This window comes from Nocardia donostiensis (assembly GCF_002081715.1).
Classification (GTDB): Bacteria; Actinomycetota; Actinomycetes; order Mycobacteriales; family Mycobacteriaceae; genus Nocardia; species Nocardia donostiensis.
Genome location: NZ_MUKP01000064.1, coordinates 1 through 15671, shown reverse-complemented (window position 1 = coordinate 15671; position 15671 = coordinate 1). Strand labels below are relative to the sequence as shown.

General features: G+C 65.8%; 15 protein-coding genes and 3 tRNA genes. 11 read left to right on the top strand and 7 right to left on the bottom strand.

Features of this window, described 5'->3' with window-relative positions; translation table 11 throughout:
- Window positions 1-387: 387 nt before the first annotated feature.
- The 4 genes from glfT1 to B0T44_RS24545 all read right to left on the bottom strand — a co-directional run bounded on the left by glfT1 (window position 388) and on the right by B0T44_RS24545 (window position 3963).
- Entirely contained in the window at window positions 388-1356 is a 969-nt protein-coding gene (gene glfT1, locus B0T44_RS24560; RefSeq protein WP_254854239.1) for a galactofuranosyltransferase GlfT1, read from the bottom strand.
- Between the two features lie 71 nt (window positions 1357-1427).
- Window positions 1428-2267, bottom strand: a complete 840-nt coding sequence (gene wzt, locus B0T44_RS24555; protein ID WP_077120748.1) for a galactan export ABC transporter ATP-binding subunit Wzt/RfbE — start codon at window positions 2265-2267, stop codon at window positions 1428-1430.
- Between the two features lie 13 nt (window positions 2268-2280).
- Entirely contained in the window at window positions 2281-3108 is an 828-nt protein-coding gene (wzm, locus tag B0T44_RS24550) for a galactan export ABC transporter permease subunit Wzm/RfbD (protein ID WP_077120862.1), read from the bottom strand.
- 261 nt (window positions 3109-3369) lie between these two features.
- Window positions 3370-3963, bottom strand: a complete 594-nt coding sequence (locus B0T44_RS24545) for a bacterial proteasome activator family protein (protein WP_139347978.1) — start codon at window positions 3961-3963, stop codon at window positions 3370-3372.
- Between the two features lie 114 nt (window positions 3964-4077).
- Here B0T44_RS24545 and B0T44_RS24540 point away from each other — a divergent pair, with 114 nt between their 5' ends.
- Window positions 4078-5280 carry a cysteine desulfurase-like protein gene (locus B0T44_RS24540; RefSeq protein WP_077120750.1) on the top strand — a complete coding sequence of 401 codons (1203 nt, stop codon included), beginning with the start codon at window positions 4078-4080 and terminating at the stop codon, window positions 5278-5280.
- 15 nt (window positions 5281-5295) lie between these two features.
- Here the strand turns inward: B0T44_RS24540 and B0T44_RS24535 are convergent, their stop codons facing one another.
- Window positions 5296-6297 (bottom strand): NAD(P)H-quinone oxidoreductase, encoded by a 1002-nt coding sequence (locus B0T44_RS24535; RefSeq protein ID WP_077120753.1) that lies wholly within the window; start codon window positions 6295-6297, stop codon window positions 5296-5298.
- Window positions 6298-6600: 303 nt separating this feature from the next.
- Between B0T44_RS24535 and B0T44_RS24530 the strand changes: the two genes are divergently transcribed.
- Together B0T44_RS24530 and B0T44_RS24525 are read left to right on the top strand one after the other, a co-directional pair.
- Entirely contained in the window at window positions 6601-7773 is a 1173-nt protein-coding gene (locus B0T44_RS24530) for a lactate 2-monooxygenase (RefSeq protein ID WP_438269039.1), read from the top strand.
- A 63-nt stretch (window positions 7774-7836) separates the two neighbouring features.
- A tRNA-Ser gene (locus tag B0T44_RS24525) sits at window positions 7837-7924 on the top strand.
- Window positions 7925-8044: 120 nt separating this feature from the next.
- Here the strand turns inward: B0T44_RS24525 and B0T44_RS24520 are convergent.
- Window positions 8045-8905: a zeta toxin family protein gene (locus B0T44_RS24520; protein ID WP_175648126.1), complete on the bottom strand. Its 861-nt coding sequence runs from the start codon at window positions 8903-8905 to the stop codon at window positions 8045-8047.
- A 261-nt stretch (window positions 8906-9166) separates the two neighbouring features.
- Between B0T44_RS24520 and B0T44_RS24515 the strand changes: the two genes are divergently transcribed.
- The 4 genes from B0T44_RS24515 to B0T44_RS24505 all read left to right on the top strand — a co-directional run bounded on the left by B0T44_RS24515 (window position 9167) and on the right by B0T44_RS24505 (window position 12874).
- Window positions 9167-9424 (top strand): hypothetical protein, encoded by a 258-nt coding sequence (locus B0T44_RS24515; protein ID WP_077120757.1) that lies wholly within the window; start codon window positions 9167-9169, stop codon window positions 9422-9424.
- A 499-nt stretch (window positions 9425-9923) separates the two neighbouring features.
- Entirely contained in the window at window positions 9924-11534 is a 1611-nt protein-coding gene (locus tag B0T44_RS24510; RefSeq protein WP_139347979.1) for a sodium:solute symporter family protein, read from the top strand.
- A complete protein-coding gene (locus tag B0T44_RS27665) occupies window positions 11531-11659 on the top strand; it encodes a putative transporter small subunit (RefSeq protein ID WP_217697552.1) in 129 nt (42 codons plus the stop codon). Before B0T44_RS24510 ends, B0T44_RS27665 begins: the two co-directional genes overlap by 4 nt.
- Window positions 11660-11812: 153 nt before the next feature.
- Window positions 11813-12874 carry an alpha/beta hydrolase gene (locus B0T44_RS24505; protein WP_077120868.1) on the top strand — a complete coding sequence of 354 codons (1062 nt, stop codon included), beginning with the start codon at window positions 11813-11815 and terminating at the stop codon, window positions 12872-12874.
- 21 nt (window positions 12875-12895) lie between these two features.
- Here the strand turns inward: B0T44_RS24505 and hisC are convergent, their stop codons facing one another.
- Window positions 12896-13978: a histidinol-phosphate transaminase gene (gene hisC / locus B0T44_RS24500; protein ID WP_077120761.1), complete on the bottom strand. Its 1083-nt coding sequence runs from the start codon at window positions 13976-13978 to the stop codon at window positions 12896-12898.
- Window positions 13979-14073: 95 nt separating this feature from the next.
- Between hisC and B0T44_RS24495 the strand changes: the two genes are divergently transcribed.
- The 4 genes from B0T44_RS24495 to B0T44_RS24480 all read left to right on the top strand — a co-directional run.
- Window positions 14074-14805 (top strand): dienelactone hydrolase family protein, encoded by a 732-nt coding sequence (locus tag B0T44_RS24495; protein ID WP_077120763.1) that lies wholly within the window; start codon window positions 14074-14076, stop codon window positions 14803-14805.
- A 92-nt stretch (window positions 14806-14897) separates the two neighbouring features.
- Window positions 14898-14987 (top strand) — tRNA-Ser (locus tag B0T44_RS24490).
- 37 nt (window positions 14988-15024) lie between these two features.
- Window positions 15025-15097 (top strand) — tRNA-Arg (locus tag B0T44_RS24485).
- A 215-nt stretch (window positions 15098-15312) separates the two neighbouring features.
- Window positions 15313-15671: NUDIX hydrolase (locus B0T44_RS24480; protein WP_139795347.1), on the top strand; the 359-nt coding region annotated here is incomplete at its 3' end.

Below are 15671 nucleotides of genomic sequence, written 5' to 3'. Positions count from 1 at the left end.
GCGCGGGCCCGGCAGGCGTCGCGACATCGCATTCACCACGGTCCATCCGCACGATGCGCGCGGGAAAACCGTCTTCGGAAATCATCGAGCGGTAACGCTCGGAAACGGCCTCGGTCCAGCCGTAGGGAACGAGCAGGTCGTAATCGACCATGATGAGTGAGACCTCCGTCGGGTGCCGAGCCCGCCCGGGCTCAGCAAATGTGGATAGTGAGGGAATTCCGTCCGGCGGCATGCACCCGCACAGCGCGCCAGGGCACGGCAAACCACACCGTGGTCACGAAATCCACCTCCTCACTCACCTCGCGGTCGGGACCACAATCGCATCCACGGGGCCCTTCGGCAAATGGTTTTCCGAAGAGCCGGCGAAACCACGCCCGGCAGAAACACCTACTCCGGCTTCCCGAATTGTTCGTTACGCCCGAGGCTGCGCAGATGGAACCATTCGCGCAGCCCGGCCGGGTCGCGGCGGGTGACGAGGAAGAACCAGGAGAAGCGGATCCACTCCTGCGGCAGCAGTTTCCGCATTCCCGGCTGCGACATAAGGTAGCCGCGATTTCGGTAGGTGAAGTAGCGCTTGACCGGGTCGTCGGGATACTGGGTGTGCATGCGGCCACCGAGGATCGGTTTGAATTCCGCAGCGCCATTGGGATGCAGATAGGCGGTTTGCAGGCAGGTGCCGAACGGCAGGCCGGAGCGGACCAGGCGGCGATGCACCTCGACCTCGTCGCCGCGGACGAACAACCGCAGATCGGGGACACCGATCACATCCACCGCCTGAGCCGAGATGAGCGCGCCGTTGAACAGCGAGGCGATACCGGGCAGGAAATCGTCGTCGCCGAGTTCCGAACGCAACCGCCGCCACACCACACCGCGGCGCAGCGGGAACGCCAACCGATCGGGTTCATCGATATCGCAGACCACCGGCGACACCTCGACCAACTGATGCTTGCGCGCACAGTCGAACAGAGTGGACAGCACATCAGGGCCGTCGGGTCGCCCGTCGTCATCGGCCAGCCACACCCAATCCGCGCCGAGGGTGAGGGCGTGCAGGATGCCCAGCGCGAACCCACCCGCGCCGCCGAGGTTGTGCGCGGAACCGAGATAGGTGGTTTCCAGCGGCTGGTCTTTCACCAGCTGCGCGACTTCGGGTTCGTTACCGTTGTCGACCACGATCAGGTGGTCCACCGGCCGCGACTGAGTGGCGACGGCTTTCAGCGATTCGGTGAGCAGTTCACGCCGTTTATGAGTGACCACGACAGCGACGATCTTGGCGTCGGCTCCGAATGTGACCTCGGGCAGCACCGCGGCCGCGTCAGCGCTCTCCGCTGCGCCCGCAGGCGAACCAACACCGCTCATGCTGTGTTCTTGGGGCATGTGCGGGCGGCCTTCGTGGTCACGCTTCGCTGCCTCCTCCGGCCGCTGACCGCTCATGCCTGATTTCGCTCCAGTTCTCGTTCCCGGTCGGCGCCGCGTTCGGCTTCCAGCTCGCGCAGCACGGTCGCCACATGGTTTCCCGCATCGGGGCCTTCGTATGCCCGCACCACTTCTTCGATCCCGCCCTGCAACCGCACCTGTCCGTGGTCGATCCACAGCGCGCTATCACACAGTTGGGCCAGGAACTCGTTGGAATGGCTGGCGAACACCAGGATGCCGGATCGGGCAACCAATTCCTGCAACCGCAGCCGGGCTTTTTTCATGAACTCCGCATCGACGGCACCGATACCCTCGTCCAGCAGCAGGATTTCCGGGTCGATCGAGGTGACCACGCCCATGGCCAGCCGCACCCGCATACCCGTGGAGTAGGTGCGCAGCGGCATGGACAGGTATTCCCCGAGTTCGGTGAACTCGGCGATCTCATCGATCTTCGACAGCATCTGTTTGCGGGTCTGCCCGAGGAACAGTCCGCGGATGATGATGTTCTCGTAACCGGAGATCTCCGGGTCCATCCCGACGCCGAGGTCGAAGACCGGCGCCACCCGTCCCCGGATGCGGGCGCTGCCGCGCGTCGGTTCGTAGATGCCGGAAAGCAGCCGCAGCAGCGTGGATTTGCCCGCGCCGTTATGGCCGACCAGCCCCACCCGGTCGCCTTCCTTCAAGGACAGCGTGATGTCGCGCAACGCTTCCACGACCACCACATCGGACTGGTTGCGGCCGATGGTGCCGCCGGCCTTGCCGAGAAAAGCCTTCTTCAACGACCGTGATTTCGCGTCGAAGATCGGGAATTCGACCCACGCGTCGCGGGTTTCGATGCTCACGTTGTCGGTCATGGCCCTGCGCCTCCTATACCCAGTACGGCACGCGCGAACGGTACTGCTTCATGGCAAAGGCGGCGGCGATCCACCCGACCAGGGTGATAGCACCGACGATCACCCAGTGGTACAGCTTCTGGTCGTCACCGAGCAGCGGGGCGCGCACGATTTCCAGATAGTGGTAGGTCGGGATCACTTCGGCCAATTTCGCGCGTTCGGCGACCTCGCCGCCCTGGGCCTGCAGGCTCTTGGTGTTCCACATGACCGGGGTCAGCACGAACAGCATCAGGGTGAGGCTGCTGAGAATGGGCGCGATATCGCGGTAGCGGGTGCTGAAGATGCCGAACACGATCGACACCCACATACCGTTGAGGAAGATCAACCCCAGCGCCGGAACGGCGAGGATCGCCGTCGGGTGCAGGTTCTGCCACACCCCGAAGGCGGCGAGCACGATCAGATAGATCAGCAGGTTGTGGGCGAAGAACAGCATCTGCCGCCACACCAGCCGATACACGTGCACACTCAACGCCGAGGGCAGCTGTTTGATCAGCCCCTCATTGGCGATGAACACCTCCGAGCCTTCCAAAATGCTCGCCTGGATCACATTCCAGACGATCAGGCCCACCGCGACATACGGCAGGTACTCCCGCAGCGGCTGCCCCAGCAGCGCCGCGTACAGGATGCCGATCGCCGTGGCCTGCACACCGGTGGCGATAGTGATCCAGAACGGGCCGAGCACCGAGCGCCGATAACGCTGTTTGATGTCTTGCCAGCCCAGCGACAGCCACAGCTCACGCTGGGAGAACCCCTCGCGTAGGTCCCGCCAGGCGCGCGCGAACGACTGAGAGTCGGACGTGATCGGAGCCGGTTCGTCGGCCGCCGGGGCGTCGGTACTGCTCTCGGCGGCCGTGGTCTGCTTGGAACTCACTCGTTTCTCATCTACGACTGGGGTGTTGTCTGGAGGCACTGAGCTCTCTTCGGTGCGCCCCGTACTCACATCGTTTACCGAGTCGGGGCGAGCGGCAGCGGCGGGCACGGTGCACGACACTACCCCGGCAGTGCCGCGGCGCCCCGTCTGGCACACGCGCGCATGGTCCGCATCCGATTTCCGAGCGTCAGATCAGAGGTACTGTCCGTGGCCTCCGATGGACTGGTTGTGCTGTCCCCCGCGGGTCTCGGCCGTGTGGATACCCGGCGGCAGCGCCCCCTGCCGCATTTGCTCCAGCTGCGCTCGCGCCGCCATCTGCTGGGCGAACAGCGCCGTCTGGATGCCGTGGAACAGGCCCTCCAGCCAGCCGACCAGCTGGGCTTGCGCGATCCGCAGCTCGGCGTCCGACGGGGTCGACTCCTCGCTCAGCGGCAGCGCCAGCCGCTCCAGCTCCTCGCGCAGTTCCGGGGCAAGGCCCTGTTCCAGCTCACGAATCGAGGATTTGTGGATTTCCCGCAGCCGGGACCGGCTCGCGTCGTCGAGCGGGGCGGCGCGCACCTCCTCCAACAGCTGTTTGATCATGGTGCCGATGCGCATGACCTTCGCGGGCTGCTCGACCATATCGGCGAGCGATTCATCGGAGTCCGCACGGTCGTCTGCGTCGTCGGAGCGCTGCGCACCCCCGTCCAATGGCGTGCCCGATTCAGCGCCCGACGAGAGAATGAGCGGGCGACCTTCCGGTCCGATCACGACAACGGGATCCGAGGCATCATCCGATTGCGTCATGTTCCCTATCATGTCGCTTCACCCACGAACGCGCTAAAGCCGGTGGTGGCGGCTACTCCGACAGCCCCGGACCAGGGTTACCGAGCATACGTCGCTGGCCTTAGAGTGACCAGCATGACTTACGACGTCGCGCGGGTTCGGGGCCTGATACCGTCCCTGGGCGACGGCTGGATCCATCTGGACCCGCAGGCGGGCATGTTGGTTCCGGAGTCGGTTTCGCGCGCCGTTTCCACCGGTTTCCGTACCTCGTCTTTCTCGCATATCGGCCGATACGGCGCCGCAAAGCGTAGCGCCGCGATCCTCGACTCGGCCCGCGAGGCCGTCGCGGATCTGGTCGGCGGCGACCCAGCCGGTGTGGTGCTCGGTCCGGACCGTGCGGTATTGCTGGCCTGGCTGGCCGAATCGCTGAGTTCGCGTCTGGGGCTCGGCACCGGGATCGTGCTGTCGCGGCTGGACGATGAGGCGAATGTCGCGCCCTGGTTACGTATCGCCAACCGTTACGGGGCGCATGTGCGCTGGGCCGAGGTGGAGATCGAGACCTGCGAAATGCCTGCCTGGCAGTTCGAGGAGCTGATCGGCCCCACCGCGCGGCTGGTCGCGTTGACCGCGGCCTCACCGATCGTCGGTTCGGCGCCCGCCGTGCGGGTGGCCGCCGACCGGGTGCATGAGGTGGGCGGGCTGCTCGTCGCCGACGCCGTCGGTGCCGCGCCATATGCGCTCATCGATATCGAGGAACTCAATGCCGATGTGGTCGCGTTGAGCGCGCCGGCATGGGGCGGACCCGCGGTGGGTGCGCTGGTGTTCCGCGACCCCGCGTTCCTCGACCGCATCCCCTCGATGTCGCTGAACCCCTACGCCAAGGGCGCTGAACGGCTCGAGGTCGGCGGACACCAGTATGCGCTGCTTGCCGGTCTCACCAATTCCATCGACTACCTCGCAGGCCTGGATGAAGCCGCCACCGGCAGCAGACGCGAACGCCTGGAAATCTCCATAACCTCGCTGCAGGACTACCACGACCAACTGTTCGAGCACCTGATGAGCGTGCTGGACACCATTCCCCGCCTCACCGTGATCGGCAGAGCCTCCACCCGCATCCCGACTGTCAGTTTCACCATGGACGGGATGCAGGCGGAAAAGGTCGCCGCCGAACTGGCGGACAGCCGGATCGGCGTACTCAGCGGCACCCACGGCGGCAGCAGACTGCTCGACGCGCTCGGCGTCAACGACGCAGGCGGCGCGGTGACCGTCGGACTCGCGCCCTACACCGCGAAGTTCGAGATCGACCAGTTCGGCCGCGCGCTCGCCGCTTTGGACTGACCGGGCTCGCTCCGCTCAGTTCTCACGCACCCGCAACACCACTTTGCCGACAGTTCCTGTCTCGTCGAGCATGCGATGCGCGGCCGCGGCCTCGGTAATCGGTAGTTCCGCATGCACCACGGGGACGACGGTGCCGTCGGCGAGCAGCGGCCACAGCCGTTTCCGCATGTCAGCGACGATTTCGGCCTTGCTGCTCGGTCCGGTCGCCGGGCGTCCGCGCAACCCGATCGCGCGGATCGTGCCGCGTTTGGCCAGCAGTGCGCCCAGGTTCAGCTCCGCGGCGACCCCGCCCTGCATTCCGATGACGATCAGCTGCCCATCGGGGGCCAGGGCTTGCACATTGCGCGACAGGTAGGCCGCGCCCATATTGTCGAGGATGATGTCGGCTCCCGCACCGCCCAGACCTTTTTCCGCGCACACCAGGTCGACGAAATCGTGTTCGCGATAGTTGATCAGCACGCTCGCGCCGAGTTCCCGGCAGCGCTCCAGTTTCTCGCCGGACCCGGCGGTCACCGCCACCCGCGCGCCGAGCGCGACCGCAACCTGGATCGCGTGCGTGCCGATCCCGCTGCCGCCGCCGTGGAGCAACACCAGCTGACCCGCGCGCAGCCCCGCCGTCATCACCAGGTTCGACCATACTGTCGCCGCCACCTCGGGCAACCCGGCTGCCGCCACCAGGTCCAGCCCCTCCGGCACCGGCAGCACCTGCCCGGCAGGCACCACCACTTTTTCGGCGTACCCGCCACCGGACAGCAGCGCGCACACCCGGTCGCCCACCGTCCAATCGTCCACACCTGCACCGACAGCCGCGATCACCCCGGAACACTCCAGCCCCAGAATCTCGCTCGCCCCGGGCGGCGGCGGATAGTACCCGCGCCGCTGCAGCAGATCGGCCCGGTTCACCCCGGACGCGGCCACCTCGATCAACACCTCGCCGTGCCCGGGTTCCGGGTCGGGCGCCGCCGACCACTCCATCACCTCGGGCTCACCGAAACCGGTCAAGTTGATAGCGCGCATCGCCCCATAGTGCCCCAGTAGGAAGCGAGCGAAACCGCAACGCCCTTCGGTGCGGCATGCCGGGTCGCCGAATCATGCCCGACATCTGTCGTCGCCGACGAGATGCGATCGCGCCGACACGAGTAGAGCCCTGATCAGGTGCGCGAATACCCGGATATCAACCTGCATCCCATGATGCTGTCGTCGGCACCTGATGATCTGCGTCCGAGGCAACGACTCGAACGTCGGCCGGGCAGCACTCTCGCGCAACAATTTCCGAGGAGCAGCGGACGCGGTACCGACGCGCCGACTAGCGTTCCCGGTGTGAGCTTCGTCGACTTCCAGAACGAGATCTACCTGCGCGGTCTCGGTGGGATGGTGCCCGAGTTGCCGATGACGGCTGACGGGCTGGAGGAACGGGCGCGGGAACTGCTCGATGCGCACGCCTACGCCTATGTCGCGGGCAGTGCGTCCAGTGAGCGGACCGCCGCCGCCAACCGGGCGGCATTCGACCGGTACCGGATCGTGCCGCGGATGCTGTGCGGGACCACCGGTCCCGGCGTGCGCGACCTGTCGGTGGAGGTGCTGGGGACCACATTGGCCGCGCCGGTGCTGACCGCGCCGATCGGGGTGTTGGGGTTGCTGGCCGAGCGCGGTGAAGTGATGGTCGCGGAGGTTGCGCGGGAGCTGGGTGTGGGTACGGTGCTGTCGACGGCGGCGTCGTCGACCATCGAGGAAGTCGGTGCTGTCGCCGAGGACTGGTGGTATCAGCTGTACTGGCCCGCCGACGAGGAGTTGGCCCGTTCGTTGGTGCGGCGCGCCGAGAACGCGGGCGCGAAGGCGATCATGGTCACCGTCGACACCCCATCGCTGGGGTGGCGGCCGCGCGACCTGGAGCTCGGGCATCTGCCGTTCCTGCACGGCAAGGGTATCGCGAACTACCTGACCGATCCGGTGTTCCGTGCGAAACTGCCCACCCCGCCGGAGGAGAGCGTGGACGCGATGCGCACCGCGATCCTCACCTGGGTCGGCCTGTTCGGCAATCACAAACTGCGCCCCGCCGATATCGCGCATCTGCGCGAATGGACCGATCTGCCGATCGCGGTGAAAGGCATCCTGCATCCCGACGACGCGCGGCTGGTGGTCGAGTCGGGGGCCGACGGCGTCGTCGTCAGCAACCACGGAGGCCGCCAGGTCGACGGTGCCATCGCGACACTGGACGCACTGCCCGCGGTCGTCGCGGCCGTCGGGGATCGTGCGGACGTACTGTTCGACTCCGGGGTGCGTACCGGCTCCGACCTGCTGATCGCGCTCGCGCTCGGCGCGAAAGCCGTCCTCTACGGCCGCCCGTGGGCGTATGGTCTCGGAATCGCGGGAGCCGACGGTGTCCGGCATGCGTTGCGCATCCTGCTGGCCGACTTCGATTCCGCGCTCGGCCTGTCCGGCTGCCCGAACGTCACCGGCCTGAACCGCGACCTGATCGCCATGCCCCGCTGACCGTCGCTGCCGCTGGCTACGCCCGCCGGACTGCAGCGGTTGATCGGTTACCATCAGGGGCCTGGAGACGTGGCAGAGCGGCCGAATGCACTCGCCTTGAAAGCGAGAGTCGTGAGAGCGACCGGGGGTTCAAATCCCTCCGTCTCCGCCACAGCCCCTTGCTTGTTCACTCAGGTGAGGGGCTTTTTCTTCTCCGAAATGCGTGCCGCAACATTCTCACGGTGACCCACCGCGGGTGAGGAAAGCCCAGACCAGCGCCGTGGATGAATCGTCAGGATCGTGCCAGCGCCGCCATCCGATCCATCTCGAGCGACAGGCGGTGCCAGTCCGCAGCCTGCTCAGGGTGGCGAGCGTACGCCTGGGTGAGTGCCTCATGGAATTCCTGCATCCGCTCGGAATGCGCGTGCTTCTCGTCCGGTGTGAGTGCGCGGCCCCGTTCTTCCTGCAGGGCGTCCCAGCCTTCCGGTGGCTTGGACCATCCGCTCGGCGTATCCCGATAGTTTTCGAACAGCACCTCCGACCGGGAGCGCACCCGCAGCTCATCGACGGCTACCGGTGGGTCAGGTGACTCCAGCAAACGCAGCAGGTCGGCCGAGCCGGTGAAACAGATGTCCTGTGCGCTGGTGGGCACGTACCGTCCCGTGCCGTCTCGCAGGCGTTCGTGGAGAAACCGAGTGAGGACCGATGCCCCGCTTTCCGCGCGCGGTACGGCCAAGACTTCGACGGCTGCAGCATAGTTGTTCTGCTGGAATCGCTGGATTACGCGCGCTGCCCGTCGCGGGTTGCCCGCGCCCTCCTCGAGGATGGCGTGTTTGCGGCTCGCGATGACGTAGTCGATGGCCATATCGAGCCATCTTTCCGCGATCGGATAGAGGTGGTCTCCCGCGGTGAAGTCGTCGCGGGCGCGCAGCTCGGCGAACAGCGGGTGATACGGCATGTAGTTGTCGGCGATCAGCGGGACGGCTCCGCCGCGGTCGCGGAAGGATGCGGCGACGGTGTCGATGGCTGTGGATTTTCCCGCCCCCGGCTGTCCCAGCTCGACGATCAGCCTGAGCTGGCCCGACGCACCTGTACTGCGCCCTGGGACGTCCAACTGCTCGGGAACGATTCTCTCCTCGAAGATTCGGTGCATATCGTGATCGGACAACGCATAGCTATGCGCGCTCTCGCGCAGGTTATGTGCGAAATCGTGTCCGAAGCGGCTCAGTTCGCTGCTCGCGGTGTGGATGGTGTGGCGGATACCTCCGAGCCTTTGGCATGCGATCGCCGCAACCGGTGATCGCATGACATCCACGGGTTGCTATTGTCGCGGCTTCTCGTCAGTGGGTGGCGCTGAGCTGCAGGTTATTGGTGACCTAGGTCACCTGAACTGGGTATCGGATAAGGTCACCGCATGAGTGTGGGCTGGTTCGAGACGTTGTTCTGTGGTTCGGAGCACACGGGCGTCGAGGTGAAGCCCGCTGGAGGCAGTGCGCTGGGGTCTGTCTTCCACGCCGCCGATCTCCCGGCCGCGACACCCGGCCTGCCGACCATCGAGAGCGACGCGTTCGGCGTCACCGTACGAGGTAGCCAGATAGCGCTACGGTTCGCTGCCGCCGAGACGGATGGATTCACCTCCGGGGCCGATCCCGGAGAGTTCGCCGCTGCCTGAATGATGCCACGCCCGTGAGCGGCCTGGTCGCGCACGGGATTTCGTGGACTTCACACCGCCTGACACGCACGTATCGTGTCTGATCTTTCACGGTAGCTACGGCAGGCCGCGGCGTCGATCGAGATATGCGCATGCCACTCCTTCGGACGTCCCCGGCGCTGCCCGAGCCGCAGTGAACGCGCAGGCGGGCAGACGGCTTTTCCGCGCCCATATCCGACTGGTGCGACCGGTCGAGGGTGAGCGCCGCATGTGCGGGGCTCGGGTGCGGTAGCACGCAGGATGAAAGGAGCTCTGTGGATTTCGCACAGCGCACGGCCGGCTTCGCCCGTCGCATCGTTCCGCCCGACTGACAGAGGTTCCCACCAACCGTTCGCTCGGCCCCACTCGAGTGGGGCCGAGCTCATGACGAGAAAGTGAGAACGCTGTGGGCGAGCTACAACGCCTCTCGGGACCCGTCGTGGTCCTGCTCATACTGCTTTTCTTCGGCGGCAGTCTGTACATGTCCATCCGTATCAGCAGGAAGAAGGAGAACGCCGACGGATATATGACCGGTGGCGGCCGCATCGGCTTCGGTATCTCCGCTGCCTCCATGACGGCCACCTGGATCTGGGCGTCGTCGATGTATGCGTCGGCCACCTCCGGATACACCTACGGGATCTCCGGCCCCATCCACTACGGGCTGTGGGGCGCCCTGATGATCCTGCTGATCTACCCGTTCGGGCGGCGTATCCGCCAGGTCGCACCACGTGCGCACACCATCGCCGAAGTCATGTACGCCCGGCACGGCCGCTCCAGCCAGCTCATGCTCGCCGGGTCGAATGTGGTGGGCAGCTTGATCAGCCTGACCTCGAACCTGATCGCGGGCGGCGCGCTCATCGGGATGCTCACGCCGTTCACTTTCAGCCAGGGCATCGTGGCCATCGCGGCCGGGATTCTGCTGTACACGCTCTGGTCGGGGTTCCGTGCCTCGGTGCTGACCGACTTCGCGCAGGTGCTCGCCATGCTCGGCGCGGTCGTGATCATCATTCCGGTGGTCTTCTTCGCCGCGGGCGGCCCCGCACTGTTCGAGACCGGAGCAGCGAACCTGACCCCGCAGCAGGGCAACTTCTTTTCCTCGGATGCGTTCTTCAATCAGGGCGCCCCGTACATCGCGGCCGTGCTGGCGTACGCCATCGGCAACCAGACGATCGCGCAGCGGCTGTTCGCGGTACGGGAGGATCTGATCAAGAAGACTTTCGTCACCGCGACTTTCGGGTACGGGGCCACGATCATCGGGATCGGGATGCTCGGGGTCATCGCCCTGTATGCGGGCATCCAGCCCGTGGACGGCGACGTCAACAACCTCATACCGCAGATGGCGGCGACCTATCTGGGTCCCTTGTTGCTGTGCCTGTTCTTCGTGATGATCATCGGCTCGCTGTCCTCGACGGCCGACGCCGACCTCACCGCGCTCGCGTCCATCGTGATGGCCGATATCTATGGGCACAACGTGGCTGGGAAGAAGCGGGCCAACCCGCGCACCATGGTCCTCCTCGGCCGCATCACCATGATCGTTGCGATCGCGGCGGCGCTTTTCTTCGCAGGCTCCCAGCTGAACATCCTCGACCTGCTCGTGTTCGTGGGCGCGATGTGGGGAACGCTCGTGTTCCCGGTGATCGCGAGTTTCTATTGGAACCGGGTCACCAACCTCGCTTTCAGTGCGGCGGTGGTTCTCGGCCTTGCCGCGTTCGTGCCCGTTCGCTTCTCCTGGATCGATCTGTCGGGCGGTCTTGGCATCGTCTCCGACGTGCTGGCCACAGTCGGTATCGGCGTCGTGCTCGGGTTGATGGCGTTCGGGTTCTTCGGTAAGCGTGTCGCCCTCATCGTGGGCACGGTGGCGACGGTTGCCGCTGCGCCGTTCGCGATCGGCTTCCTGCACAGCTATCCGGTGCTGTCGGGGTCCCTGGTGGCCTACTCGGTCAGCACCATCACCTGCGTTGTGCTGACCCTGATGTCCAAGTGTGAGTACGACTTCGCGCTCATCAAGGAACGTACGGGAGATTTCGACGCTCAACCCGCGGCTGTTGCGGGCCCGGATGATCTCGCTACGGCCGGAAAGGAAACCTCATGACTGCCCTGCTCACGCTGTATGTGCTGATCTGGCCGCTGGTTGTCGCCGGCGTGCTGTTCGTGATCATCCGCGCGTTCGTCCGGGAGTGGCGCAAGGCAAAGGCAGAGGGCCGCGACATCATCTGACGATCAGCCAGGACGGAGAGGGGCGCCATCCCCTCTCCGTCGGGCTACCGAGGCCGGCACAAATATCCGTACATATCGGACACAGATCACAGTTCGGACAGGCCCGTTATCGGGTAGCTCACCGGTCGGTAACGCTCTGGCAGGATAGTGATCATGCTGTCTCGGCGCGGACTGATCTCCTGTCTGTCCCACCTGCTGGTGAGTGCTGCACTGCTGATCGGTGCGGCGGCAGTCGGTGTCCCCGCGGCCCACGCCGCTCCCATCCCTAAGCCCGATACCGGTTCCGCGGAGGGCCCAGCTCCCGCCGAGAAGACCAGGCCGATGCCGAACCGCCCGAAGATCAGCCGCGTCGAGCCCATCGACGATCGGCTGATGCGGGTGTTCGTTGACTCACCGTCGATGAGCCGCACCGTCGAGGTGCTGGTGATGCTGCCGCCCGACCGCAGTAAGCCTCGCCCCACCGTCTACATGCTCGACGGCCGCAGCACCGTGCCCGACAGCAACAACTGGCTACACAAGGGCGAGGCCGCCGAGTTCTATGCCGACAAGAACGTCAACGTGGTGTTCACCGTCGGCGGTCCCGCCAGCTTCTACACCGACTGGCAGCAGCCGGACCCGGTGCTGGGCACCAATATGTGGGAAACGTTCCTCACCGAGGAGCTGCCCCCGCTGATCGATGCCCGGTTCGACGGTAACGGTCGCAACGCTGTGATGGGTGTGTCCATGGGTGCCGAGGCCGCGATGATGCTCGCAGTGCGCACACCGGGCCTGTACTCCGCCGTCGGCGCGCACAGCGGCTGCTTCTCCACCGGCACCGACCTGGGCCAGGCCCAGGCTCGCGCCGTCGTCGCCACCTACAACGGTGACCCCGACAATATGTTCGGCCCGCAACACCATCCGGCCTGGAAGGAACACGACGTCACGCTGCACGCGGAAGCGCTGCGCGGTAAGGCGCTCTACATTTCCGTCGGCAGCGGCCTGCCCGGTATCCACGAAACCCTCGGCAACCCGGAACTGCCCACCGTGGTCGGTTTCGGCGGCCCGCTGGAAGCAGGAACCAACCTCTGCACCCGCCGCCTCACCAACCGTCTCGACGAACTCCGCATCCCCTACACCGCCCACTTCCGGCCTACCGGCACCCACTCCTGGCCGTATTGGGCGGATGAATTGGAGCGGTCCTGGCCCACGATCGCGGGCGGGCTCGGGATCGGCTGACAGCAGCGTTCGGGAACAGGCTTACCCGCCGGCGAACCGGCCCGCGACCGCCGGGTCTGTCGCAAAGCTCAGGAACAGGTCGTTTTCGTGCGGGTCGCCGATGGTGACGCGGACACCGTCGCCGTCGAACGGGCGCACCAGCACACCGGCTTCGGCGCAGCCTTCGGCGAAAGGCACCGCGTTCGCGCCGAGAGCGAGCCACACGAAGTTGGCTTCGCTGGGCGGAACGCGGTAACCGGCGGCGCTGACCGCGCGGTACACGCGCTCACGTTCGGTGACCACCGCATCAGTGCGTTCGAGCAACTCATGGCGGGCCTCCAGGGAGGCCATGGCGGCTGCTTGGGCGACGCGACTCACGCTGAACGGGATATGCACTTTGAGCAGGGCGGTGATCACTTCGGGCGCGGCGACGGCGTAACCGGTGCGCAGCCCGGCCAGACCGTAGGCTTTGGAGAAGGTGCGCAGCACGACGACATTGGGCCGGGTGCGGGCGAACTCCACACCATCGGGACGATCCTCGGGCGTCCACCGCAGGTACTCGTAGTAGGCCTCGTCCAGCGCAACCAGCACTCGCGACGGCACAGCGTCCAGGAAACGGGTGAGCGCCGCCCTGCCCACCGCGGTTCCGGTCGGGTTGTTGGGGTTGCAGACGAAGATCAACCGGGTCCGCTCGGTCACCGCGGCGGCGAGCGCGTCCAGGTCGTGCACATGATCCTGGGTGAGCGGCACCGGCACCGCGGTCGCGTTACCGATCTGGGTGATGATCGGGTACGCCTCGAACGAACGCCACCCGAACAGCACCTCGTCCTCACGGGAGGAGCAGGTGATCTGCACCAGCTCCTGACACAGGGCAACGCTGCCGCAACCTACGGAAACGTTCGCTGGAGTTACGCCGAGGAACTCCGCAAGCGCGGTACGCAGCTCGCCGGACTGGTTGTCCGGGTACCGGTTGGCCAGTTCCGCCGCTTCCGCAATGGCCTTCGTCGCGCTGGGCAGCGGGGGGAAGGTGGTTTCGTTACTGGCCAGTTTGACCGCGCCGGGATGGCTGCGGCCGGGGACGTATGCCGGAATGGAATCTAGGTCCGGCCGGATCTGCGCGCTCACCCCTCAACCTTATTCCTGGTCGCAACCCGGCCACGTTTCTCCCCGCTCAGAGGTGATTTCTCCACAAGAGCAGTATCTCGCCCTAGGCTGGATTCATGTCGGGTACTTATGAGGATATGGCGCGGCTGCGGCTCGACGAGACGGCCGGCGGAAACGAACAGGAACCGACGCAGACCCCCCGTGCGACAGTGGGGCAGGTACCCATCACGGTGGTTGAACCGGAACGACACTCTCGCGGCGGCATCGTGCTGCTGCACGAGTCCCGCGAGTTCACTGGCCAGTTGCGGAACCTGATGAACGCTCTCGCCGCCGAGGGCTGGACGGTGGTTGCGCCCGATCTTTTCCACCGCGCGACCGCGTCGTCGTCAGGTGTGTTCGGTGACGAACTGTTCGAAGACTTCGACGCCTGCTTCGACTGGCTGACCCGCCGCGGGGTGTTCCCGGACTGTATCGGCGCCCTCGGTTTCGACACCGCTGGCACGGCCGCGTTCCTGGTGGCAACGAACCGCCCGATCGGTGCGGCGATAAGCGTGGCCGCGCCCGGGATCGTCGACCCGCTCTCCGCGCAGGCCGACGCTCTGGTCACGGTGGCCGACCGGTTGCAGGCGCCGTGGCTCGGTCTGTTCGGCTCGGACGAGACCACCCCGCCCGACGAAGTGGACAAGCTCCGTGATGCCTGTGCCAAAGCCCCGGTGGCCAGTCTGGTGATCAGCTACCCGGGCCAACTGCACCGTGCCGACAAACCGGGCAGCGACGACGATGACGAAGCCGAACTGGTGGATGCGCAAACCCGCATCTTCGACTGGTTCGACAGCCATCTACGCTGACTGACCAGCCGTTTTGTACTCTTGCGGCCACCTACTGTAACCTTGCTGCTCGGCGGTTCGAAAGGACCGGTGCCCTCGAAGAGAAGGCTCCAGGAGGCGTGCCAGAGCGGCCGAATGGGACTCACTGCTAATGAGTTGTCCCTTCACGGGGACCGGAGGTTCAAATCCTCTCGCCTCCGCCAAACCCGGGAAACCGGGTCACAACTGAACACAGGCCATGCGCCCGTAGCTCAACGGATAGAGCATCTGACTACGGATCAGAAGGTTAGGGGTTCGAATCCCTTCGGGCGCACTTACTACCAGCGGAAACGCTGAAATCAACTAGCCGTGATCGGCTTCGACGTCACAGAAACGACCCGCTTTCAACTTGTGAGCGGGTCGTAATGTTGTTCAGACCGCTGCCTGGCTCTTTCGTATCCGTCTCGAAGGCGAACCGGTCTCATGAACGGCGGGGCAATCTCAGCGATGCGCGGGCCTCGGGTTACGGTTCGGTGCGGAGGTGCGGGGATGAGTTTCCGGCTGGCGGCGTACGCCGTGTGCCTCGAGGACGGACATGTGCTGCTCACCCAGCACATGTCGGGGAACTGGACCCTTCCCGGCGGCAGGGTCGAGCACGCGGAGGATCCGTTCGACACGGTGATCCGGGAGTTCGCTGAAGAGACCGGCTGCGACGCTGTGGTCGAACGCCTGCTGGGCGTGGACTCGCGGGTGATCCCCGCGGCCGCCGCGCGTGTGGGAGCCGAACACCAGAACGTCGGCATCTTCTACCAGGTCCGCATCACCGGCGGCCAACTCCGACCCGAGCCGGACGGCGAAACCGTCGAGTCGACCTGGACTCCGATCCCCGACGTCGCTTCCCTGCACCG